At 62.8% G+C, this 21,537-nt stretch carries 21 protein-coding genes; 17 read left to right on the forward strand and 4 right to left on the reverse strand.

Annotated features, from left to right (window positions below):
• Position 1: 1 nt before the first annotated feature.
• The 6 genes from F7R90_RS18605 (at position 2) to F7R90_RS18630 (ending at position 3,610) form a co-directional block, all read left to right on the forward strand.
• A complete protein-coding gene (locus F7R90_RS18605; RefSeq protein WP_158059071.1) occupies positions 2 to 340 on the forward strand; it encodes a hypothetical protein in 339 nt (112 codons plus the stop codon).
• 71 nt (positions 341 to 411) lie between these two features.
• Positions 412 to 825 carry a hypothetical protein gene (locus F7R90_RS18610; protein ID WP_158059072.1) on the forward strand — a complete coding sequence of 138 codons (414 nt, stop codon included), beginning with the start codon at positions 412 to 414 and terminating at the stop codon, positions 823 to 825.
• 118 nt (positions 826 to 943) lie between these two features.
• The gene (gene hemG / locus F7R90_RS18615; RefSeq protein WP_158059073.1) at positions 944 to 1,489 is read left to right on the forward strand and encodes a menaquinone-dependent protoporphyrinogen IX dehydrogenase; all 546 of its coding nucleotides are present in this window, start codon (positions 944 to 946) and stop codon (positions 1,487 to 1,489) included.
• A gap of 534 nt (positions 1,490 to 2,023) precedes the next feature.
• Positions 2,024 to 2,797, forward strand: coding sequence for an SDR family NAD(P)-dependent oxidoreductase (locus tag F7R90_RS18620; RefSeq protein WP_158059074.1), 774 nt, complete (start codon positions 2,024 to 2,026; stop codon positions 2,795 to 2,797).
• Positions 2,798 to 2,909: 112 nt separating this feature from the next.
• Entirely contained in the window at positions 2,910 to 3,275 is a 366-nt protein-coding gene (locus F7R90_RS18625) for a HalOD1 output domain-containing protein (RefSeq protein ID WP_158059075.1), read from the forward strand.
• An 83-nt stretch (positions 3,276 to 3,358) separates the two neighbouring features.
• The gene (locus F7R90_RS18630) at positions 3,359 to 3,610 is read left to right on the forward strand and encodes a hypothetical protein (RefSeq protein ID WP_158059076.1); all 252 of its coding nucleotides are present in this window, start codon (positions 3,359 to 3,361) and stop codon (positions 3,608 to 3,610) included.
• 4 nt (positions 3,611 to 3,614) lie between these two features.
• On the opposite strand, the gene F7R90_RS18635 is transcribed toward F7R90_RS18630, so the two are convergent.
• Both F7R90_RS18635 and F7R90_RS18640 read right to left on the reverse strand, forming a co-directional pair.
• Positions 3,615 to 5,654, reverse strand: coding sequence for a S9 family peptidase (locus F7R90_RS18635; RefSeq protein ID WP_158059077.1), 2,040 nt, complete (start codon positions 5,652 to 5,654; stop codon positions 3,615 to 3,617).
• 147 nt (positions 5,655 to 5,801) lie between these two features.
• Positions 5,802 to 6,878: a TrmB family transcriptional regulator gene (locus F7R90_RS18640; RefSeq protein ID WP_158059078.1), complete on the reverse strand. Its 1,077-nt coding sequence runs from the start codon at positions 6,876 to 6,878 to the stop codon at positions 5,802 to 5,804.
• Positions 6,879 to 7,002: 124 nt separating this feature from the next.
• Here F7R90_RS18640 and trxA point away from each other — a divergent pair, with 124 nt between their 5' ends.
• Positions 7,003 to 7,419, forward strand: a complete 417-nt coding sequence (gene trxA / locus F7R90_RS18645; RefSeq protein ID WP_158059079.1) for a thioredoxin — start codon at positions 7,003 to 7,005, stop codon at positions 7,417 to 7,419.
• 248 nt (positions 7,420 to 7,667) lie between these two features.
• Positions 7,668 to 8,225, forward strand: a complete 558-nt coding sequence (locus F7R90_RS18650; RefSeq protein WP_158059080.1) for a class I SAM-dependent methyltransferase — start codon at positions 7,668 to 7,670, stop codon at positions 8,223 to 8,225.
• 7 nt (positions 8,226 to 8,232) lie between these two features.
• On the opposite strand, the gene F7R90_RS18655 is transcribed toward F7R90_RS18650, so the two are convergent.
• On the reverse strand, positions 8,233 to 9,060 hold the full coding sequence (locus F7R90_RS18655; RefSeq protein WP_158059081.1) for an alpha/beta fold hydrolase: 828 nt from the start codon (positions 9,058 to 9,060) through the stop codon (positions 8,233 to 8,235).
• 153 nt (positions 9,061 to 9,213) lie between these two features.
• Between F7R90_RS18655 and F7R90_RS18660 the strand changes: the two genes are divergently transcribed.
• The 7 genes from F7R90_RS18660 to F7R90_RS18690 all read left to right on the forward strand — a co-directional run bounded on the left by F7R90_RS18660 (position 9,214) and on the right by F7R90_RS18690 (position 17,135).
• Positions 9,214 to 10,764 (forward strand): SLC13 family permease, encoded by a 1,551-nt coding sequence (locus tag F7R90_RS18660; RefSeq protein WP_158059082.1) that lies wholly within the window; start codon positions 9,214 to 9,216, stop codon positions 10,762 to 10,764.
• 38 nt (positions 10,765 to 10,802) lie between these two features.
• On the forward strand, positions 10,803 to 12,884 hold the full coding sequence (gene fdhF, locus F7R90_RS18665; RefSeq protein WP_158059083.1) for a formate dehydrogenase subunit alpha: 2,082 nt from the start codon (positions 10,803 to 10,805) through the stop codon (positions 12,882 to 12,884).
• Between the two features lie 351 nt (positions 12,885 to 13,235).
• A complete protein-coding gene (locus F7R90_RS18670; protein ID WP_158059084.1) occupies positions 13,236 to 14,621 on the forward strand; it encodes a nicotinate phosphoribosyltransferase in 1,386 nt (461 codons plus the stop codon).
• Positions 14,622 to 14,685: 64 nt separating this feature from the next.
• The gene (locus F7R90_RS18675; protein WP_158059085.1) at positions 14,686 to 14,889 is read left to right on the forward strand and encodes a 30S ribosomal protein S17e; all 204 of its coding nucleotides are present in this window, start codon (positions 14,686 to 14,688) and stop codon (positions 14,887 to 14,889) included.
• An 81-nt stretch (positions 14,890 to 14,970) separates the two neighbouring features.
• Positions 14,971 to 16,032: an RNA 3'-terminal phosphate cyclase gene (gene rtcA, locus F7R90_RS18680; protein WP_225741360.1), complete on the forward strand. Its 1,062-nt coding sequence runs from the start codon at positions 14,971 to 14,973 to the stop codon at positions 16,030 to 16,032.
• Between the two features lie 95 nt (positions 16,033 to 16,127).
• Complete coding sequence (locus F7R90_RS18685) at positions 16,128 to 16,550, forward strand: CBS domain-containing protein (RefSeq protein ID WP_158059086.1); 423 nt, start codon at positions 16,128 to 16,130, stop codon at positions 16,548 to 16,550.
• A gap of 135 nt (positions 16,551 to 16,685) precedes the next feature.
• Positions 16,686 to 17,135, forward strand: coding sequence for a pyridoxamine 5'-phosphate oxidase family protein (locus F7R90_RS18690; protein ID WP_158059087.1), 450 nt, complete (start codon positions 16,686 to 16,688; stop codon positions 17,133 to 17,135).
• Positions 17,136 to 17,150: 15 nt separating this feature from the next.
• Here the strand turns inward: F7R90_RS18690 and F7R90_RS18695 are convergent, their stop codons facing one another.
• Positions 17,151 to 17,372: a hypothetical protein gene (locus F7R90_RS18695; RefSeq protein ID WP_158059088.1), complete on the reverse strand. Its 222-nt coding sequence runs from the start codon at positions 17,370 to 17,372 to the stop codon at positions 17,151 to 17,153.
• Positions 17,373 to 17,484: 112 nt separating this feature from the next.
• Here F7R90_RS18695 and ppsA point away from each other — a divergent pair, with 112 nt between their 5' ends.
• Positions 17,485 to 19,818 (forward strand): phosphoenolpyruvate synthase, encoded by a 2,334-nt coding sequence (gene ppsA / locus F7R90_RS18700; RefSeq protein ID WP_225741361.1) that lies wholly within the window; start codon positions 17,485 to 17,487, stop codon positions 19,816 to 19,818.
• A gap of 379 nt (positions 19,819 to 20,197) precedes the next feature.
• Complete coding sequence (locus tag F7R90_RS18705; RefSeq protein WP_158059451.1) at positions 20,198 to 21,409, forward strand: CBS domain-containing protein; 1,212 nt, start codon at positions 20,198 to 20,200, stop codon at positions 21,407 to 21,409.
• Positions 21,410 to 21,537: the final 128 nt, after the last annotated feature.

The following is a 21,537-nucleotide window of genomic DNA, read 5'->3' on the forward strand; positions in this document are numbered from 1 at the left end:
GATGCCGGAGCCACTTGCGGCATTTGGGGACGTGGAACTGACCGAGGAGGACACGGAGTTGGTGGAGCGCCACCAGCAGGTGGTTCGAGACCACGAGAATCTGTCCGTCGATGGACTGGTCTACGAGTACCGCACGCAGTTCCATCAGGACCCGCTGGTAGAGCAGGACGAGACGGCGTATTATTTGTCGGTTCGTGGGCACGTCTGGGACGAGTTCGCGGACGCGATGGGTGTGGGTGACGAAGCGTTGGAGCGCCTGAAGGGGATTCACGAAGCGCAGTTTGAGGCGACTGTCGGGAGTCCGGCAGAAAGCGAGGCGATGGTGCTGACGAAGGAGTAAGTTCGAGCGCCGGTACACGAGACACCAACTGACCGACACATTATTTTGGGATTAGTCAGTAGACACGAACGATGTTTCCCCCGCGCCCCGACCTCGTGGAGCGAAACGAGGGGCAACTGTACGTCGCGCTGATTTTCTACGGCACGGTCGCAGTCGTGGTACTCACCGGCCTGCTGTCGGACGGGTCGGCCTCGGTACTCGAACCCCTCGTCGCTCTCTGGAGTGTCGTCGCAACCATCAGTATCGGGATATACGCCTCCGAAACCGTTCGGCGGCAGTTGTCTCGGTTGTATCACCCTCTACTGGCGGGACTGCTTCTCGTGCCCTCTCTCGCCGGGTGGTACGTCGCCTACGAGCGACAGATGACGGTTACAAAGAGCGCATTCGTCGTGTTGGCACTGGTAATCGGCGTCCTGTTCGTCAGCATTCGCGGGAAGACGACGTACCGATACGTCCGGTCCCGACTCGGCCGAAACCAGTCGTAGATTTTTATCGTCGGTCGTCGTTGCTGTAGTCGATGAGGAGTATACTCAGGAATCGGCAGACCGACGAGCAGGTGCGGCAGGTGACTGAACCAACCACCGAACGGAGAGGTGAGCACTGATGGCGCGCGTCCTGCTCCTCTACGGAACGACCGAGGGCCAGACTGCGACCATCGCCGAGCGAATCGCAGACGTACTGGCTGACAACGGCCACGAACCGACGCTCGTCCACACGAAGCACTTGCCCGACGGCTTCTCGTTGGGCGACTACGACGCCGCGGTCATCGGGGCGTCGATTCACGCCGGAACGCACCAGAAGTACGTGCGGGAGTTCGTCAAGGCTCACGCCGCGGAACTGAACGAGATGCCTTCGGCGTTCTACTCGGTGAGTCTGACTGCAGCGACAGGGACTCAAGAAGCGTGGGACACCGCACGGGAGATGTTGGAGGACTTCCTCGCCGAGACAGGTTGGGAACCGGACGCGACGGCGGTCGTACCGGGCGCGCTCAAGTACAGCGAGTACGGCGTCCTCAAGCGCTTCATGATGAAACGAATCGCCGGAGAGGCCGGTGGGGATACGGATACGTCCCGGGACTACGAGTACACCGACTGGAACGAGGTGGCGGAGTTTGCGAAGGAGTTTGGAGAGTCTTTGAATACGGAGTGAGGGGAGATGAGTGGCGGCAGGTGACAGAAACCACCGAAAAGACCCGGTGACAGAAACCACGGGGTGGGACTGAAAGAGGCCGGGCGCTCGCTTCCGCAGGACGTGAGCGTCCGGGGGCTTTCTACGAAGTAGTCGTAGCCGCTACTTCTTTTCGAACTGAGTCGCAGCTAGCTACTCCCGGTGCCGAGAAGACCGCACCACACAGCACCGCGACGGCCACACCCTCCCCAACCGATTCGCTCACATTCGTTCGCTCATCCACCGGAAGACTTCGCTTCGCTCGTCTTCCGAGCCTTCGGCCACTTCGTTCCCGAAGACCTCGCACGGGTTTGGCGCGACACGAGGCACCGACGGACAAACCGCGTCCGTCGAGCCTGCGTTCACATCGTTCACGCAGACCGCGCAAGCGCGCGCCGGTTGCAAAGTCGTAGTTCAGAGCGAATCGACTCCGGACAATCCAACTCTCGAATTCATCGGTTAACAATTCTAGCGCGAGTCCCAGCAGTAAAACCCCTACACGCCGACGGTGTTCGCATGAACAGATTCCAAGACTCCACAGTCTTAGTCACCGGTTCGACCAGAGGCATCGGCGAGGGCGTCGCCAAGCGGTTCGCGCGCGAGGGTGCGGCCGTCGTGGTCACAGGACGCACGGCCGAAGACGGCGAACAGACAGCCGAGGAAATCCGCGAGTCGGGCGGCGAAGCGACGTTCGTGAAGGCAGACATGCGCGACCCGGACGACGTCGCTGCGCTCGTGGACGCGACTGCCGAGGAGTACGACGGTCTCGACGTGCTCGTCAACAACGCGGGCGTAGAGACGAACACCTCAGTCACGGACGCGACGATGGACGACTGGAACCTCGTCCTCGAAACCGACTTCCGAGCGTACTGGCTCGCCGCCAAGCGCGCCGTCTCGCACATGGACGAGGGAGCCATCGTCAACGTCTCTTCGAATCACGCCAAACTGACGATGCCGGAGATGTTCCCGTACAACGCCGTGAAGGCCGGAATCGATGGGATGACGCGCGCGATGGCGCTCGATTTAGGTCCGGAGATTCGCGTCAACACTGTTAACCCCGGCTGGGTCGCCATCGACCGCACCGAAGCGGACCTCTCGGAGTCGAAACGCCGAGAACTCGAATCGATCCATCCGGTCGGCCGCCTCGGCGAACCGGCAGACGTCGCAGGTGCAGTGGCGTTCCTGGCCAGCGACGACGCGGGCTACGTGACCGGAACGAACCTGTTGGTAGACGGCGGTCGTACTGCCGTCATGCAGGACGACACCTTGCCGGACTACAGTGAACGGTGAGCAGAAGAGCAGGAAATACAATCGAGTTCACTACTCGTTCTAGTTTCCTAGGGAGGGGTGTTTTTGTAGAAGGACTGTATGTATGGCGTAACGAAATCACTGGGAGCCAGATATGACAGACAACGAAACAACCACGCTCGAACGGGCGGAGTCGTTCGACAGAAACGGACGCGCCGCCTACCGAGTCGAAGACGACGAGCACCAAAGTCTGGCGACGACGCTCGTCACGGCAATTTCAGAACTCGTCGAGTGCGACCCGGTGGACGAAGCCTACACGCTCTACGACTCCGTAGACCCCGAGGCCTTGGAAAAGCTGTTCTCCGATAAACACGACGGGACGCCTCGAACGGGCGGCTTCGTCGTCTTCGAAGTCGAAGGCTGTCGCGTCGAAGTGTGGGCGCAGGGCGACCACCTCGTCTACGAACCGGCCGAGTCGTCGGAGTTGGTTGGGAAACCGGAAGCGTCGTCCACGACTTAGGAACTTTCATTCCGAAGACGTGTCCGATTCGACTTACGAAAAGATGATGACTGCGTAGGGAAAGCCACTGCTACAGAGAGTAAATGAGAGACGACGTCGCGACGTTCTCGGAGATGTTCACCGCGTACCCGTTCCGGACGGCCCTCGCCAGTTTCGGTCCCGTCATGTTCGGGACAGCCCAATTGCTGAACGGTTACGTCAACGACGTTCCTATCACGCGAGCGGGACTGTTTACCGTGGTGATGGTCGCCGCGGCGGTGCTGGTCACGCAGTATCACCTCGTGGAGTTCCGAAAGACGAGGCTTCGACGGCGGTTCGGGTTCTCTGACGACTGATAGCTCAATACGTCTCGAACCACTCCGCTATCTGTTCGAGTCGGTGGACCGCCCTGTCGGGGTCGCCGATATTGTGATGTTCGGCCGGGTAGACGACGAGTCTCGCGGGCACGTCCTGTTTCTTCGCGCCGACGTACAGTTGCTCGCTCTGAGAGGGCGGACAGCGCCAGTCTTCGCCCCCGGCAGTGACGAGCAGTGGCGTCGAGAGGTCCCCAAGGTCGGTGATGCTAGACGACTCGTCGTACGCTTCGGGGTTCTCCCACGGGACGCCGTAGTCGTTCTCCCACCAGACGTGGCTGTCGTCCGTGCCGAACGCCGACCGGAAGTCGTAGACGCCGTGTTCGGCCGCCGCCGCGGCAAAGCGGTCGGTCTGGGTGACGAGGTAGCCAGTCGTGATACCGCCGTACGAGAAGCCAGTCGCGTACAGTCGCTCGGGGTCGGCCCACCCGCGCTCGACCAGTTCCTCGACGCCCGCGAGCACATCGGCTGGTTCGTGGCTCCCCCACTCGCCGCGAATACACTCGCTGAACTGCTGGCCGTACGAGGAACTCCCGCGATAGTTCACCCGCAGGACGGCGTACCCCTGTCCGGTGAAGTAGGAGTACTCGAAGTCGAACGTCGGCGCGTCGTAGGAGACAGGGCCGCCGTGTATCGACGCGACGAGCGGCAGGGGGTCGTCTTCGTCGGGGGAAAAAGTAGCCGGGAGGTATGCGACAGCCTCGATTTCCGCGTCGCCGGATTCGAAGGTGACCCGACGCGTCTGGGGCAACTCCTTCTCTGCGAGCGTCTCCGAGTTCAGTTCGGTGAGTTGCGTGGAGTCACCGAATTTGGAATCGACTGCGAACACGTCCTTGCCCGCCTTCGGGTCCGAGAAGACGACTGCCGCGGTGCCACCCCGCATGTCGAACCCTTCGATAGTTCTGTCGCGTCCCTGCGCGTCGAAGATTCTCTTGGGGCTTTCGGAGGAGCGAAACCGCGCAAGTCGCGTCAGTCCCTCGTCGCCGATTGCGCCGACGATGTTGTCGTCGCCACTCTCGCCCTCGTAGTCGCCGCAGGCCCACGCGATGTCGCCCCACTGGGCGTTCGCCACCGGGCGGTCGAGGTCACCGGACCACGACTCGTATCCGGTGGATTCGCCGCCTGCTGTGACGTACACCTCCTCCGGGGCGTACCAGTTGTCGGGGTCCTTGCCGACGAACGCGAGTCGTTCTCCAGAGGGATGCCAACGCAGGTGCGCGGCAGTCAGGTCCGAGTCCGTGACTTTCCGCAAGTCAGAGCCGTCCGGCGCTACGGTGTACACGTCCATCACGTAGTTGTCGTCCGGGCGCTCGGTGCGGTTCGAGAGGAAGGCGATTCTGTCACCCTCGGGCGACCACGCAGGTGCCATTCCGACCGCTGGTTCCCACGCGCCGCCATCGACGTAGGCGTCGTCCAGTCGCTCGGTGTCGCGCGTCTCGCAGTCCACGACGAAGAGGTAGGTTCGCACGTCGTCGAGCCACCCCTGTCCGTCGAACTTGTGCTGGAGGCGCTCGGTGACTATCGGGCCGTCGTCGCGCCGTGAGTCGAGATACTCGCGCTGGTCGTCGGTCGGGTCGCGGGCCGCGACGACGAGGCGCTCGCTGTTCGGTCCCCAGTCGAATCCTCGTGCGCCCTCCTCGAAGTCGGTGAGTTGGCGCGCGTCACCGCCGCGTTCGAGGTCGAACGACCAGATTTGGGGCTTCGGTTCCTCCTCGTCGGCGGGGTCGTCCTCGGTGTCCTCACTCTCCCGATTCACGGCGAGTTCGCGGTCTCGCTCCCGAGTCGCGCTGAAGGCGAGTTTCGCGCCGTCGGGCGACCACGTCGGCGCGCTCGCCTCCGAAGCACGAGAGAGGCGATGGGGGTCGCTGGACCCGTCAGTCGGCACGACGAACAGCGAACTGAGACGGTCGTCTGTCTCGCGGTCGAACTCGTCGGCGACGAACGCGACTCGGTCGCCGCTCGGGGAGACGGCGACATCCGTGACCAGCGAGAGGTCGTAGAACTCCTCGGCCTCGAAAGCGTCCATATCGGACCGTCGAAGGGGAGGCGTAAGAACGTACGGGCACGGGCAAGGCGAAGTGGGCAAGGCGAAGTGGGCAAGGCGAAGTGGGCAAGGCGAAGTGGACAAGGCGAAGCGGGCGTCGAACCGTTCGGCGTCGCCTGCCGAGAAACCTTACTCGTACTGGATCGACTCGACGGTGATTCTGGTCGCCTCGACGTCCTCGACGAACGCGCCCCACCCGCCGATAGTCCAGTCCTCGTCCCCGTCAGCGAGGTGCAGCGATACCTGTCCCGCGAGTTGCGCGAGCGGGATGTGTTCGCCGCTCGCGGTCGAGACGCCCGCGTAGGTCGCTTCCGTAATCGTTCCCGAGACGTTCTGTCGCACGCCGGTTCCCGTCTCGTATCCGCGGACGCTGACTTCGATGGTCGCGCCGTCGGCGAGCAGCGGTTCGATGTCCCGCACACACTGACGGATGTTGGTGTACAGAATCGGCGGGTCTTCGGACCGTTCGGAGACGATTACGTCCCACACCTCCCACAGCGACGTGAGGAAGAACCAGTGGAAGACGTACGTCAAACTGTAGTCGTCTACCAGCACGCCGTACTGGTTCACCGAATGGGCTTGCGGAGCGAAACACGCCTGCGTGCGGTCTACCAGCGCGAGAAATGGCGAGGGAAGTGTCCGGTGGCGCATCTGTGTCACAGTCCCCGACAGCGCGTCGTCGTCGGGAAGGTCTGACTCGTCGGCCGCGTGAATCGAGACTTTCACGACGGCGTCGTTGTCGTGCGCAGCGGCGAGCGCGGGACGCAACTCTTCGAACTCGGCGGGCGAGAGCGCGATTTGCACCTCGTTTTCGGCTTCGGCGACGAGTGTGCGCGCCCTGTCCAGTACCGTCTCGAATCGGTTGACGATGCTCACCATGTGGTCGTCCACCGGCGGGCGCTCCCAGCGTTCCTCTATCTCTTCGGCCGCCGCGGCGAGCGTCGCGGCCTGTCCACGGATGTTCGCCAGCACGTCTCCGGGGTCGTTGGCGCGGGCGTGGAGGCTGTCCTGTTCGTACGTCTCGATGTATCCGTCCGTCTCCAAGTCGCGGAGAACGTCGTAGATGCGCGCTTGTGGGACCGAGCAGGCGTCCGCGATTTCGACGGCAGAAGCCTTCCCCAACTCCAGCACTGCGACGTAGGCGTCGGACTGATACTGCGAGAGTCCAGCGGATTCCAGCGCCGCTTGGAGTTCCTCGGTCTCCATTCAAGCAAGTCGATGGCTCTCACCCCAGTTAAGCGCACTCATTCTCTCGGTTCGAATGACACGAGAACAGTATTGCAGATTGCATGCACAACAGTTATCCTTCTAAGGGACGTAGCGAACGGTGATGAACGACGCAGACGACCTCGAATCGATACGCGAACAGAAGCGCGAGCAGTTGCAAGAGCAAGTCGAAACCGAGGGCGAAGAAGCGACCGACGAGTCGTTCGACGAACCAGTTTCCGTGACGGACGAAGCCCAGTTCGCCGAACTGACTGACGACCACGACGTCGTCCTCGTGGACTTCTACGCCGACTGGTGTGGACCCTGCAAGATGCTCGAACCGACCGTCGAGTCCGTTGCGGCGAATACAGACGCGGTTGTGGCGAAAGTAGACGTAGACGTTCACCAAGGGCTGGCGAACCAACACGGCGTTCGCGGTGTCCCGTCGCTCGTCCTCTACGCCGACGGCGAGCAAGTCGAGCAACTCGTCGGGGTGCAGGACGAATCGACGCTGACGAGACTCATCGAACGGTACGCCTAAACGAAGGTTCCCGTCGAGTGCGGCCAATGTGGCACTTTGCCCGTATTGTTGCAGACTCAGAGAGCGGTCGCAGCGCGCGATGAAATTGTGCATTTGAAGCACTACTACTAAGTACCAGTAGTCGCTACCCCTCGTTGTCAGAGGGACGACGACTCTCCCTGCACGGTGGACATCGCCCGCATCTTTTCGTCCGACTCCCCTTTCTGTCCCGCAGTGGTTAAGGTGGCCGACAGTCGAGCAACTCAGTGATGGGCTTTCACACGTTCGACCCCGGCAGAGCCGATAAACTCGAAGACGAATCGCGGTACCGCTACTGCTCGCGCGAAGAGTTGGTCGCGGCACTCGGACCCGACGAAGCGGACACCGTCGCGGACCTCGGGAGCGGAACCGGGTTCTACACCGACGACGTGGCTCCGTTCGTCGCGGAGGTGCGCGCCGTGGACGTACAGTCGGAGATGCACGACCTCTATCGAGAGAAAGGCGTCCCGACGAACGTCGAACTCGTCACCGCGAACGTCGAGGACCTGCCGTTCGGCGATTCGGCACTCGACGGCGCGTTCTCGACGATGACCTTCCACGAGTTCGCGGGCAACGGCGACGCACTCGGAGAGGTCGCGCGCGTCCTCGCCGACGGCGCTCGGTTCGTGGTCGCCGACTGGACCGCGAGCGGCGACGGCGAGAGCGGCCCGCCGACCGACGAACGCTACGACCGCGACCGAGCGGTCGAGATGCTCGAAGACGCCGGCTTCGAGATACTGCGCGCCGACGAGCGACCCGAGACCATGCTCGTCGTCGCTCGCCGGTAAACAGTCGTTACTGGACCAACTCACTCCGAGCGAGGAGCTCCCGTAACGCAGTTGTGAAGAACTCCGGGTTGTCGAGGTTCGACGCGTGTCCACCGCCGGGTACGACGCGGACGGTAACCTCGGCGTTCGAAAGTTGGTCGGCCAATCGCTCGGCGCTGTCTGCCACGGCCGACGGGACGTGTTCGCCGTGCAAGACGAGCGTCGGCGCAGTGACCGCGGAGAGTTCGACCTCGGATTTCGGGAACCGAGCGGTCGCATCGGCGATCTTGACGAACTCCTCGTGGGGAATCGTCGGCGCGTTCTCCATCAGTCGTTGGACGGTCACTTGGTCGCCAGCGATTCCGGGAAAGAGGCGATTGCCGACCCAGAGTTGCCACCGATTCAGTGTCTCGTAGTTGATGAGACGGTCCAGTCGAGCGAGGAATCTGAGGTTCGCCATGGCGAGTCGGCCGGTCAAGGGCTGGGGACCTGTAGCGAACGTATCGGCGAGCACGAGTCCGGCAACTCTTTCGGGGTGAGAAGCGGCGAATGCCTGGGCGACAGCACCGCCCATCGAGAGGCCACAGACCAACACCCGGTCGAGGCCGAGCGCGTCCAGCAGTGCGTCTAAGTCCGCCGCAAACAGGTCGATAGAGTACGGATTCACGTCGGACCCGCCGGTACGCCCGTGGCCGCGAACGTCGTAGGCGATGGTCGTGTACGCATCGCTGAGGGCGTCCATCTGAGGCCCCCACATCGTGGTACTCATGGCCATCCCGTGGACGAACACGATTGGTGGGCCACTGCCACGTCGCTCGTAGTACGTCTCGATGTCGTCCGTCTGGACAGTGGGCATGAAAGAGTCTACGTTCCCGACAGAGATAACAGCTCTCGGCGGTAGCTACCAGCAGAAGAAACGAGGAATTAACTGCCGAACCATCGACACTCCGACAGTGAGGGACGACCGTTACGTTCGACGCTCAGGGCGTCGAGGAGTACGCGACGAGCGATGACCGACGAGCAGAGGAACGACGGACAATCGACCGACCGCCAGTCGAACGCGGAACGGTCGAACGACCGTGCAGTCGCGTTCGGGGTCGTGCTGGGCGCGACCGCACTGACGCTCGTCGTCGCCGCCGCACCGACGCCTGCTGGCCTCTCGCCGAACGGACAGCGAGCGCTCGCGACCGCACTGTTTGCCGCCGTCCTCTGGATTACGGGAGCGCTTCCGCTCCCGGTAACGGCGCTGACCGTCCCAGTGTGGCTGACCGTGCTAGGGGTCTCGCCGACGCTCGAAGAACCGCTCGCAGGGTTCGCTGACCCCGTGGTCTTCCTCTTTCTAGCGACGTTCGTCCTCGCCGCCGCGCTCCAGAAGCACGGACTGGACCGTCGAGTAGCGCTCCGATTGCTCGGCGCAGTCGGGCGGACGCCCCACCGAATCGTCCTCGGCGTGATGGTGACGACTGCCGTGCTGTCGATGGTCATCTCGAACACCGCGACTGTCGCGTTGATGGCCCCCGTCGCGCTAGGAATCGTCCAGCAGGGAGAGAATGCGAGTGAAAACTTCCAGACCGCCACGATGCTCGGCGTCGCCTACGCGGGGAGTATCGGCGGCATCGGCACGCTCGTCGGGACGCCACCGAACGCCATCGTCGTCGCGGCGCTCCGCGACGCGGGCTACGAAATCGGCTTCTTGCAGTGGCTCGCGGTCGGACTCCCTGTCGTCGTCGTGACGCTCCCGGTCGCGTGGTACGTGCTGATTCGACTCTATCCACTGGAAGACGTGGAGGTCGCGAAGAGAGCGAACTTCGGCACTGACGAAATGGGCACGACGACCCCCGCGGGCCGCCGCGTCGCCGCGGTGTTCGCGGCGACGGCAGGACTGTGGATACTGGGCGGTACAGGCGCGCTCTTCGAGAGCGTGCTGTCCCCGCGTTGGTACACCACCCTGTTCGGTGGTCTCGGCCCGTCGATAGTCGGACCCGGCGCGTATCAGGGGCTGACTTACTTCGTCCTCGTCGGCATGGCGGCGATTCCAGTGCTCTTCCTCGTGGGCGGCATCGAGTGGGACGACGTAGCGGGCATCGACTGGGGGACGCTCATCTTGTTCGGCGGCGGTCTCTCGCTGGCGAACGCGCTCGGCGAGACGGGTGCGACCGACTGGTTGGCGACGCTGGTATTGGGGTCACTCGGCGACGCGCCGCTGGTCGTCCTCCTCGGAGCCATCGTCGTGTTGACCGTCGCACTGAGCGAACTCGCCTCGAACACGGCGACTGCCGCACTGCTCGCGCCGATTCTTATCGAGGTCGGACGCGCGCTCGGGGGCGTCGCTGGTGGGTTGGAGGCCGCCGTCCTCCTGCCGCTCACCTGTGCCATCGCCGCGAGTTACGGCTTCGCCTTGCCGGTCGCGACGCCGCCGAACGCTATCGTCTTCGGCACCGGCGAAGTGACGCGCGGCCAGATGCTCCGTGCTGGCGGCCTGCTCGACGTGCTGTTCGTCTTCGTGACGACCGGACTGGTCGTCGTTTTGGCAGCGGTAGTGTGGCCGGGAATCGTCTGAGGGGAAATGCTTAGCAACTCCGCGTTGCACGCGAGAGTATGGTTGGGGACGACAGTAGTGGCGAGACGGGTCGGGGGCACGTCACCGACGAGAAGACCATCTGCCCGTTCTGCGGGGTCGGCTGTGGGGTTCGGTACGACCCAGAGCAGGGGAAGGGCGTCGGCTGGAACGCGCCCGTCAACCGCCGCGGTGAACTCTGTCCGAAGGGCGTGGCGGCGTTCGACACCGAAGGCCACGACCAGCGGTTGACCGCGCCGCTCGTTAGAAATTCTGCAGGCGAACTCGTCGAAGCCTCGTGGAGCGAGGCACTCGACAAAGTAGAGAGTGGGTTTCGTGAAATTCTCGACTCGCACGGCCCTGACGCCCTCGCCTTCTTCGCCTCCTCGAACTGCACCAACGAGGAGAACTACCTCGTCCAGAAACTCGCGCGAGCACTCGGCACGAACAACGTGGACAACTGCTCGCGCCTCTGTCACTCCTCGACGGTCGCCGCGATGACCGACCGCTTCGGCACGGGCGCGATGACCAACAGCATCGCAGACCTGCCCGACGCCGAGGCGTTTCTGGTCGCGGGTGCCAACCCGGCCGAACAACATCCGGTCATCTTCAGTTCCTACGTCGCACCCGCGCTGAAGCGCGGGGCGACGCTGATTCACGTGGACCCGCGGGCGAACGCGACGACGAGGTACGCGGACTACCACCTGCCGGTGAAGCCGGGGTACGACATTCCGCTGTTGAACGCGATGTGCGCTGTGGCGGTGCGCGAAAATCTGGCCGACGAGGTGTTTCTGGCCGAGCGCGTCGAAGGAGTCGCGGAGTTCCGCGAGTGGCTCGAATCGGTGGACGTAGACGCCGCCGCGGAGTTAGCAGGCGTGGACCCGTCCGAGTTGAGAGACGCGGCGCACGACTACGCAGGGGTCGAGCGAGCCGCGGTGTTTACTGGGATGGGAATGAGCCAGCACCACTGCGGCACGGCGAACGTCCACGCGCTGTTGAACCTCGCGCTCCTGACGGGCAACGTCGGCAAGCGCGGTGCGGGGGTCAACCCGCTCCGCGGGAAGAACAACGTGCAGGGTGCTGGCGACGTGGGCGCGCTGCCCGACACCTTGCCGGGGTACCGAGACGTGACCGACGACGAGGGCCGCGAAACAATTTCGGAGGTGTGGGGATTCGAGCCGCCGAAGACGCCGGGACTGACCGAAGTCGAAGCGACCCACCGGTTCGGCGACGAAGTGCGCGGCGCGTTCGTCCTCGGCGAGAACATCGCCGCGACGGAACCGAACGCGAATCGGGTCGCGGCGCAACTCGATTCGCTCGACCTGCTCGTCGTGCAGGACATCTTCCCCACGGAGACGACAGCCCACGCTGACGTAGTGTTGCCCGCGAGTTCGTGGGCCGAGAAAGCGGGGACGGTGACGAACACCGACCGGCAGGTCCAGCGGATGCGCGCCGTCGCGGAGCTGCCCGGTGACGCTCGGCGCGACTTCGAACTGTTGTGCGAACTGGGTAAGCGGCTGGTCGGGGACGAAATCTCGTTCGACTACACTGGACCGAGAGACGTGTTCGAAGAGTTGACCAGCGTCACCCCGATTTACGGCGGGATGAGCTACGAGGGAATCGGCGAGGGGAGCCAACAGTGGCCGTTCCCCGAGGACGCAGAGTCGGGCGAAGCGGTACTCCACCGCGAGACCTTCGGTGACGGGTCGAAACGCGCACGATTGGAACCGGTCGAACACGTCGAACCCGCCGACGAGGTCGGCGACGACGAACTCGTACTGACGACAGGACGAGTCCTCTCACACTACAACAGCGGCGCGGTGACGCGCCGGTCCGGCATCCTTACACGACTCCGGAGCGAGGACGCGCTCCAGATTCACCCCGACGACGCCAGCGCACGAGGCATCGACGGCGGTGACCGAGTGGTCGTGGAGAACGACCGCGGACGCGTCGAGGCGATGGCCGATGTGACGCCAGCGATTCGCCGCGGAACTGTGTTCCTGACCTTCCACTTCGCGGACCCGCTAGTCAATCGACTGACTGGCGACGCGCTGGACCCGACGGCGAAGATTCCCGAGTACAAGCACTCGGCGGTTCGGGTGCGCGTGGAGTCGTCGGAGTGAAGGGAGAGGAGAGGAGAGGAGAGGAGAGGAGAGGAGAGGAGAGGAGAGGAGAGGAGAGGAGAGGAGAGGAGAGGAGAGGAGAGGAGAGGAGAGGAGAGGAGAGGAGAGGAGACTGCCAACTACCACGACGCTCGCTATCAGTATCACCCACAAATGCTGTCTCGACCAACCAACGGGTGGGACTGAAAGGGGCCATCCGCTCGCGGCCTTCGACCGCGAGCGGATGGGGGCTTTCGAGATGGTCACAGTTTCATCGAGTTCTACGGTTCGTGGCTAGGTCTGGAGGCTTTCTAAGAAGCGACCCCCGAAGCTATTACCCACTGCATCGACGGTTCGTCGGGGTGGTACAGAATGTCACGAGAAAAGTTCGAGAGCGATTCGGCCAGCAATCACGCGCTCTTCACCGACCTGTACGAACTGACGATGATGCAGGGGTACCTCGAAACCGGTCACAATCCACAGGTGACGTTCAGTCTCTTCTTCCGGACGCTCCCGCAAAATCGGGGCTACATCGTCGCCGCCGGATTGGCCCAAGTAGTCGAGTACCTCGAAACGCTGACGTTCGCCGATGAGGAACTCGATTATCTCGCTGGACTCGAAGGACCAGCGTTCTCCGAGGAGTTTCTCTCGTATCTCGACGGATTCGAGTTCACGGGCGACGTTCGGGCGGTACCGGAAGGAACCGTCGTCTTTCCGAACGAACCGCTGGTAGAGGTGACCGCACCGATTCTGGAAGCGCAGTTGTTCGAGACCTTCTTGATAAATCAGCTCAGCTTTCAGAGTCTCGTGGCGACAAAGGCGGCGCGAATGCGCGACACGATTCGTGAACACGGCGACGGCCAGTCGCTCGTGGACTTCGGGTCGCGACGCGCCCACGGTACGGACGCTGGATTGAAGGCGGCACGCGCGGCGTACGTCGGCGGCTTCGACGGCACGTCGAACGTCGCCGCCGGGCGAGCGTTCGACCTCCCTGTCTTCGGAACCATGGCCCACTCGTGGGTGCAGAGTTTCGAGACCGAGCGCGAGTCGTTCGAAGCGTTCGTGTCGGTGTACGGCGAGGACTCGGTACTGCTCGTAGACACCTACGACACCGTCGAGGGTGCGAAGACCGCGATGGCAGTTGCTGACGAGTTGGACGTAGACATCGCAGGCGTGCGACTCGATTCGGGCGACCTCGTAAGTCTCTCGAAGCAGGTCGCCAAAATCGTCGGCGACAGCGGAATCGTCGTCAGTTCGTCCGTGGACGAGTACGCTATCGCGGAGTTTCTCACCAGCGAGGGCGTCGCGACTGGCTTCGGTCCGGGAACCGCGCTCGTCACGAGTTCGGATGCGCCGACGCTCGACACGGTCTACAAACTCGTCGCCGTCGAGCGCGACGGCGAGTTACGACCGAGTATGAAACTCTCGACTGGGAAAGTTACCTACCCCGGCCAGAAGAGTCTCCGGCGCGTGGAGCGGGACGGGCAGTTCGAGCGGGACGTACTCGGAATTCGGGGCGAAGAACGGCTTCCAGGCGAGGAGCAACTGGTCGAGGTGTTCGACGCGGGGTCGCTCGTGTACTCGCTGCCGTCGCTCGAAGCGAGTCGTGACCGGAGGGCAGACCAGTTGCAGAAACTGCCCGGGGAAGTTCGAGCGATTCGAGACCCTGCGGAGTACCGAGTGGGAATCAGCGACGGCCTCCAATCGATGACCGAGCGTATCCGGGACGAGTTGACCGAGCAGTACGGCGCGAACTGAGGAGGAGGAAAAGGAGCGACGAGCGGGTCAAGATACATTACCGTGCGAGTCGTCCGAGTAGGTCATGCCCGTCAGCCCGGACTACGTGAAGAAGACTGGAGAACTACTCCTCGAACGATATCCGGAGGCGTTCGTCCACGACTTCGAGCAGAACAAAGAGAGCGTCACGAAACTCACCAACGTCGAGTCGAAGGACGTTCGCAACCGCATCGCCGGATACATCACTCGAAAGCGTCGGGGTGGGAAGAGCTCTGAAGAAGAGCCGTGAGCGGAGGCAAAGCGTGAACAGAGGCAAAGAGTGGGTGGAGTCGAAACGTGAGTGGGGCCAAAGCGTGAGTGGGGGCGAAACGTGAACGGGACCGGAGAGCGAGAGTTGCTCGAAATCGACGGCTCGACCGGCGGCGGGCAACTGCTCCGAACGGCACTCACTCTGTCGGCGATTACCGGACGCGCGTTCCGGATGCACGACGTTCGCCAGACGCGGCCGAACCCCGGTCTCAAACCGCAGCATCTCGCGGGCGTGCGACTCGTCTCCGACCTCTGTGACGGCGACGTGACGGGTGCGTCCCCCGAGTCGGAGTCGTTGACGTTCCGGCCCGCCACTCTGCGCCCCGAATCGACGCGAATAGACATCGGGACCGCAGGCAGTGTCACGCTGTTGTTCGATACCGTCCTGCCGATAGCGTCGCGTTTCGACGATTCGTACCAGCTGACTGTGACCGGTGGAACGGACGTGAAGTGGGCTCCGACGGTCGAATACTATCGGCAGGTCAAACTCCCGTTACTCGCCCGGTACGGAATGGATGCCGAGGTCGAACTTTCGAAGACAGGGTTCTACCCCCGTGGTGGCGGCGAGGCGACGTTGCGAACGGAACCGTCTCGTCTGCGCTCGATACCTCTCCCCGAGCGAGGTACGCTCGAATGCGTCGAAGTGTACTCGAAAGCCGCAGTTGGGCTTGCAGAGGGCAAAGTCGCCGACCGGCAGGCCACGCACGCACGGACTCGCCTCGAAGCTATGGGCGTCCCGACTCGGGTTCGGCAGGTCGAGTACGTGCCGACGAATTCGCTCGGGTCGTCGTTGCTCCTCCGCGGCGTCTACGAGAACTCGCTGGTCGGCTTCGACGCACTCGGCGAACGGGGGCGAACTTCCGAGGACGTAGCCAACGTGGCCGTGCGCGAGTTTCTCGCGTTCGACGGTGGGAGCGGGGCAGTAGACAGCTACATGGCGGACCAGTTGCTGGTTTTTCTGGCCTTGCAAGGTGGGCGCGTCCGCATTCCGACCGTGACCGCCCACGTGCGAGCGAATCTGGAAGTCATCGAGCAGTTCGGCGGCGACGTACACGTCGTCCGTCGAGGAGACGCGATTATTCTCGACGCCTCGTGTGGGGCGATTTCGAAGCCGTCCGCCTGAGCGATTTCGAAGCCGTTCGCCTCAGTGCGGACAGCGTCACGTCCGCGAGAGTCACACTTATGGAATCCCCTGTTGGTCGGTACGTGGGGGAGACAATGACCGTACAAGACGTAGCACGAACGGGGGTAGTGACCGCACGCGAAGATCAGTCTGCTGGGAATTTGGCGACAGTGATGAAGGAAGAGGAAGTCGGAAGCGTCGTCATCGAAGCCGACGGCAAACCGGTCGGAATCGTCACCGACCGTGACCTCACGCTGGAAGTTCTCGAACCGCGTCGTGACCCGACCGAAACGACCGCCGAAGAGGTCATGACCGAGACACCGACGACGGTGAACAGCGACGACGGCGTCCTCGACGCGACGGCGACGATGTACGAGAAGGGGGTCCGTCGGCTACCCGTCGTAGACTCGGATGGGGCGTTGACCGGCATCGTCACCTTGGACGACCTGCTCGTGTTGCTCACGGACGAATTGGACGACCTCGTAGGCGTCATCGAAGCGGAGTCGCCGCCGTACTGAGACGAGCGCGCGAGAGCCAAATCGGGCGGTTCGGGCGAAGAGAACCGAAGCGGCTGTATCGGGTGAGGGCCGAAACGTCCGTTTCGAGACACGCGGGCAAGCGGTTTTTTATCCCTACGTAGTACCCTGGGTGTCATGGAGGGAATTCGCTGGGTCCAAATGAGCGAGGGGGAGATGAACGAGTTTCTCGGAAACGGGGGCACGGGGACGCTCTCGTTTGCGGACGGAATCGACGCGTCGCCGTTCTCGATTCCCGTGTCGTACGGCTACGACGCGGACGCGGAGAACTTCTACTTTCGACTCGCGTTCCCGCCCGAAAGCGAGAAAGCGGTCGTCGTAGACCGGCCAGTCACGTTCGTCGTCCACGACCGGACCGAGGAGGGGTGGCGAAGCGTCGTCACCAAAGGTCGTCTCGAAGCAGTGAGCGATATGCCGTACGATTCGAGTGCCGTACAGGCGATGTGGGCAATCGAAATTCCGGAGGTAGACATCTTCGACCGGCCGCCGGAAGAGGTCGTCTTCCGGCAGTATCGACTCGCTCCTGAGAAGCTAACTGGACGCAAGGAGTTCCGAGGAAGCGAGTGAAGATGGCCTCGTCAGTTAGCTGTCGTCCATCTCGTAGCGTATCTTCACCACGCGGTCGAACGGGAGTTGCACCGTCTCGTCTGGTTCGACCACGACGACGATTGGTTCGTCCGTTCCACCGAGCGTCGCACCTCGCACGTAGCCTTCTGCGGTCACCGCGTCGTCCTCGCCGTCGAAGTACGTGACGACGCCGTACTCGAACGCCTCGTCGTCTCTCGCGTCTTGGTAGGTGAACATGCACCCGCGGTACGGCGCGAACTGACTTCAATCGGGAGGGCGAATTTCCATCAAAAGGGCGGGTCAGTCGAGAGGCACGCCACCGGTGCGAATCACTGTTAAGAACGTGCCGATGGAACGGAAACTGGGATTCGACATGGGGGACGACAAATCGGGGAACGACAGAACAGACGACGAATTCGTACTGTCGCTGGACGAACTCGGAAGCGAAGACGTGGGTCGAGTCGGTGGAAAGAGCGCGAATCTCGGCGAACTGTCGGGTCTCGACGTACCTGTTCTGCCGGGGTTCACGACGACAGCGAGTGCGTACGACTACTACGTGGCCGAAACGGGTATTCGCGAGTCGATGGCGGACCTGTTGGCAGGTCTCGACCCCGACGACGTAGACGACCTACAGAAACGGGGCGCGAAACTCCGAGACCTGTTCGAATCCGCGACCATGCCGAGAGCCTTGGAGCGAGTCATCGTCGAGCGGTATCGGTGGCTTGCGGACGAACTCGGCGTCGAGAATCCGAAGGTCGCCGTCCGGAGTTCTGCGACGGCCGAGGACTTGCCGACAGCCTCGTTCGCTGGCCAACAGGAGACGTTTCTCGACGTTTCGGGCGAGGAGGACCTCGTAGCGGCGGTAAAGGGGTGCTACGCGTCGTTGTTCACCGACCGGGCGATTACGTATCGAGCGGACCGGAACTTCGACCACTTCGAGGTCAAGTTGGCGTGTCTCGTGCAGGTCATGGGCCGGGCCGACCGCGGTTGTTCCGGCGTCGCGTTCACCATCGACCCCGACACTGGCTTCGGGAACGCCGTCGTAATCGAGGCGGCCTACGGACTCGGCGAACTCCTCGTGCAAGGCCGCGTGACACCCGATAGATACGTCGCATTCAAGCCGACGAACGGCATCCTCGAAAAGACACTCGGCGAGAAGGAGTCCCGGATGGTGTGGCGAGGCGACCGCAACGAAATCGAGTCCGTTCCCCGCCGCGAGCGCGAGCAGTACGCGCTTTCGGACGACCGGATTCGAACTCTCACGGGATACGCCACAACTATCGAGGACCACTTCGGGCGGCCGATGGACATCGAGTGGTTGTACGACGGCGAGCGCGAGCAACTGTTCGTCGTGCAGGCGCGCCCCGAGACGGTCCACGGGCGCGAGTCGGAACAGACGATTCGGCAGTACGAACTAACCGAAATCGGGCCAGAGCTTCTATCGGGCGTCGCCATCGGGAACGCTATCGGGACCGGACCAGTGCGCATTCTGACGGACGCCTCGGAGATGCGTCGGTTCGAATCGGGCGACGTACTGGTCACCGAAACGACCGACCCCGATTGGGAGCCGATCATGCGAAAAGCCGCGGCAGTCGTCACTGAGCGCGGCGGAAAGACCTCACACGCCGCCATCGTCTCTCGCGAACTCGAACTGCCCGCAGTCGTCGGCGCGGAACACGCGACCAAGGTCTTGCGCGACGGCGAGTCCGTGACCGTCGATTGCACCGAAGTGACCGGCCGCGTCTACGAAGGGGCACTCGATTACGAGGTGCGCGAGGAACGCCTCGAATCGATACCCGACACCGAAACCGACGTGATGCTCGTCCTTGGCGAACCGTCTCGCGCGTTCTCGCTCGCGGACCTCCCCGTCGATGGCGTGGGACTCGCACGCGAGGAGTTCATCGTCAGTTCCACAATCGGCGACCACCCGCTGTACGCCATCGAGCGAGGAGAGCAAGCGCGATTCGTCGAAGGATTGCGAACCGGGATTTCGAAAATCGCCGCCGCGTTCTATCCGAAGGACGTTATCGTCCGACTCAGCGACTTCAAAAGCGACGAGTACCGGAACCTCCGCGGCGGGCAGCGGTACGAAATCGAAGAGTCGAATCCGATGCTGGGGTGGCGTGGCGCGTCGCGGTACTACGACCCCGAGTTCCGCGAAGCGTTCGAACTCGAGTGCGAAGCACTGCGGCAAGTGCGAGAGGAGGTCGGCCTCGACAATCTCGTCGTGTTGGTACCGTTCTGTCGCACGCCTGCGGAAGGCGAGAAGGTACGTGACTTGCTCGGGGAGTTCGGACTCGACACGCCGGAGTCAGCAGTGTACGTGATGGCCGAAGTGCCCTCCAACGTCGTCCTCGCGGACCAGTTCGCAGACGTGTTCGACGGCTTCTCCATCGGGTCGAACGACCTCACGCAGTTGCTGCTCGGCGTCGACCGAAACTCGGCGAAACTCGCGTCGTTGTTCCGCGAAGACGACGAAGCCGTGACGCGCTCGATTCGGTCGTTGGTCGAGACGGCCCACGACGCGGACTGTCGGGTCGGTATCTGCGGTGACGCACCGTCGAGCGTTCCGGGGTACGTCGAGTTCTTGCTGGACGTGGGCATCGACTCTCTCTCGGTGACGCCAGACGTGGCACTCGAAACTATCGTCAGGGTAGCTGAATTGGAAGCAGGCGGTGAGTGAGGTCCAGAGGGAATAGCCTCTGGAGTGAGTGGAGTCGTCCGGAGGAACTACCCGAACAGTCGTCGGTTCGCTCCCGAAGTACAGCAGAAACCACTCGACTGTCAACAGCAACACGCCACCGAGCGCGAGCAATGCGGCGACGAGTAGCAACGAGAGTCGTGAGGGTACCATTCCGGACGCTCGGAGGAGGAAGGCGGTTCCCAACGTGACCAGTAGCCAGAGTACGAGCGAATCAATTCGGTGAGTCGGTGACTGGTCACCAGACATGGACACCGAAACGGTGGCCAGCGACGTAGAACTACCTCATCTACAGTGGTACGATAGGGTCGGCGGAAATCTTCAACTCGGGGTCTCGCGTATCCAGTCTGGGTGGACCGACATGGACATCAGTGATATCGTCTCGACGGAGTTCGAAACGGTCGGGTCGGAGGCCCCGGTGTCGAAGCTCACAGGAAAGTTCGAGGACCCGACTGTCCGGGCGGTGGTCGTCACGGATGATGGCCAGTACCGAGGAGTGGTCACGCGGCGGCAACTGAGTTCGGGCCATCACGTACCCGACGAGAAGGCGAAGAATCTCGTCTGGCACGTGGCGACTGTCGAACCACACGACGACGTCCGAGAAGTCGCACGGTTGATGGTCGGCGGGAGCGTGCAGTTGCTTCCAGTCTTCAAAAACGACGCGCTCTACGGCGTCGTGACGGCCGACGCCATCCTCGAAACAGTCGCGTCGTTCTTGAGCGTGCTGACCGTCGAAGCCGTGTACACTCACGACCTCGTCACTGCCGACCCGGAGACGACGTTGGGGGAAGTGCTTCACACCCTCCGAGAGCATACGATTACGCATCTCCCAGTCGTGGACGAAGGGGAGGTGGTCGGTATCGTCAGTCTGTTCGACGTGTTGCGGTTCTCCGGACGGGAGATACAGAAAGGACAGGGCGGGTCACCACCGCGGTTCGATTCGGTCGGCGGGCGCTCGCACGGTGGCTTCGGCGAGCGGAGCGGCGAACTCGAACGGATGTTGAACCTCCCCGTTCGGGACCTGATGTCAGAGCCGGTGCTCACGACCGCTCCAGAGACGGGATTGGACGAGGCAGTCGAGGCGATGTTGACCGAAGGGGTGTCGGCGCTGGTCGTGACGGCCGCCGACGAACCGGTCGGAATCGTGACGAAGACCGACGTGCTTCGGGTGCTTACGGTGACCGACGAAGACCACCTCGACGTGCAAATCGTCGGCATCAACCTCATGGACGACATCAGCCGCGAGGAGGTTTCAGACATGATAGAGCGACTCGCAAGCAAATACCGGCGACTGTCGGTCCTCGAAGCGAACGTCTACCTCCACGAACACAAAGAGACGTTCCGGGGGACTCCGCTCGTCCTCGCGCGGATTCGACTATTCACCGACAAGGGCCACTTCGTTGGCACCGGCGAAGGGTACGGTGCCGCCCACGCGCTCCGGTTGGCGAGCAACGTCTTGGAGCGCCAGATTCTCGAAGGGAAAGAGTACGCCCGGACGAAGAAACATCCCTCCAACGAAGAGAAGGAGAAGTTGCTCGGCTGGTGGTTGTCTGGGGACAGCAGACGCCGATGAGGAAAGGACGGCTGACGCCGGTACCGGATGCACGCGGAAGCCGATGGTGGAAGAAACGGCCGACGCAAATGATGGAAGAAACGGCCGACGCCGACGATGGAAAGTCGAACCACTCGCGAAACGACCAG

Source organism: Halorussus halophilus, from assembly GCF_008831545.1.
GTDB lineage: Archaea > Halobacteriota > Halobacteria > Halobacteriales > Haladaptataceae > Halorussus > Halorussus halophilus.

What these genes read in the sequence shown, in the direction of transcription:
- F7R90_RS18620 (WP_158059074.1), top strand. Translation starts at nt 2,024, where the DNA reads ATGAACAGATTCCAAGACTCCACAGTCTTAGTCACCGGTTCGACCAGA.
- F7R90_RS18695 (WP_158059088.1), bottom strand. Translation starts at nt 17,372, where the DNA reads ATGTTCACCTACCAAGACGCGAGAGACGACGAGGCGTTCGAGTACGGC.
- F7R90_RS18660 (WP_158059082.1), top strand. Translation starts at nt 9,214, where the DNA reads ATGACCGACGAGCAGAGGAACGACGGACAATCGACCGACCGCCAGTCG.
- F7R90_RS18675 (WP_158059085.1), top strand. Translation starts at nt 14,686, where the DNA reads ATGCCCGTCAGCCCGGACTACGTGAAGAAGACTGGAGAACTACTCCTC.
- F7R90_RS18690 (WP_158059087.1), top strand. Translation starts at nt 16,686, where the DNA reads ATGGAGGGAATTCGCTGGGTCCAAATGAGCGAGGGGGAGATGAACGAG.
- F7R90_RS18670 (WP_158059084.1), top strand. Translation starts at nt 13,236, where the DNA reads ATGTCACGAGAAAAGTTCGAGAGCGATTCGGCCAGCAATCACGCGCTC.
- F7R90_RS18635 (WP_158059077.1), bottom strand. Translation starts at nt 5,654, where the DNA reads ATGGACGCTTTCGAGGCCGAGGAGTTCTACGACCTCTCGCTGGTCACG.
- hemG (WP_158059073.1), top strand. Translation starts at nt 944, where the DNA reads ATGGCGCGCGTCCTGCTCCTCTACGGAACGACCGAGGGCCAGACTGCG.
- F7R90_RS18610 (WP_158059072.1), top strand. Translation starts at nt 412, where the DNA reads ATGTTTCCCCCGCGCCCCGACCTCGTGGAGCGAAACGAGGGGCAACTG.
- F7R90_RS18705 (WP_158059451.1), top strand. Translation starts at nt 20,198, where the DNA reads ATGGACATCAGTGATATCGTCTCGACGGAGTTCGAAACGGTCGGGTCG.
- F7R90_RS18685 (WP_158059086.1), top strand. Translation starts at nt 16,128, where the DNA reads ATGACCGTACAAGACGTAGCACGAACGGGGGTAGTGACCGCACGCGAA.
- F7R90_RS18630 (WP_158059076.1), top strand. Translation starts at nt 3,359, where the DNA reads ATGAGAGACGACGTCGCGACGTTCTCGGAGATGTTCACCGCGTACCCG.
- F7R90_RS18605 (WP_158059071.1), top strand. Translation starts at nt 2, where the DNA reads ATGCCGGAGCCACTTGCGGCATTTGGGGACGTGGAACTGACCGAGGAG.
- fdhF (WP_158059083.1), top strand. Translation starts at nt 10,803, where the DNA reads ATGGTTGGGGACGACAGTAGTGGCGAGACGGGTCGGGGGCACGTCACC.
- ppsA (WP_225741361.1), top strand. Translation starts at nt 17,485, where the DNA reads ATGGAACGGAAACTGGGATTCGACATGGGGGACGACAAATCGGGGAAC.
- F7R90_RS18640 (WP_158059078.1), bottom strand. Translation starts at nt 6,878, where the DNA reads ATGGAGACCGAGGAACTCCAAGCGGCGCTGGAATCCGCTGGACTCTCG.
- F7R90_RS18655 (WP_158059081.1), bottom strand. Translation starts at nt 9,060, where the DNA reads ATGCCCACTGTCCAGACGGACGACATCGAGACGTACTACGAGCGACGT.
- trxA (WP_158059079.1), top strand. Translation starts at nt 7,003, where the DNA reads ATGAACGACGCAGACGACCTCGAATCGATACGCGAACAGAAGCGCGAG.
- F7R90_RS18625 (WP_158059075.1), top strand. Translation starts at nt 2,910, where the DNA reads ATGACAGACAACGAAACAACCACGCTCGAACGGGCGGAGTCGTTCGAC.
- F7R90_RS18650 (WP_158059080.1), top strand. Translation starts at nt 7,668, where the DNA reads ATGGGCTTTCACACGTTCGACCCCGGCAGAGCCGATAAACTCGAAGAC.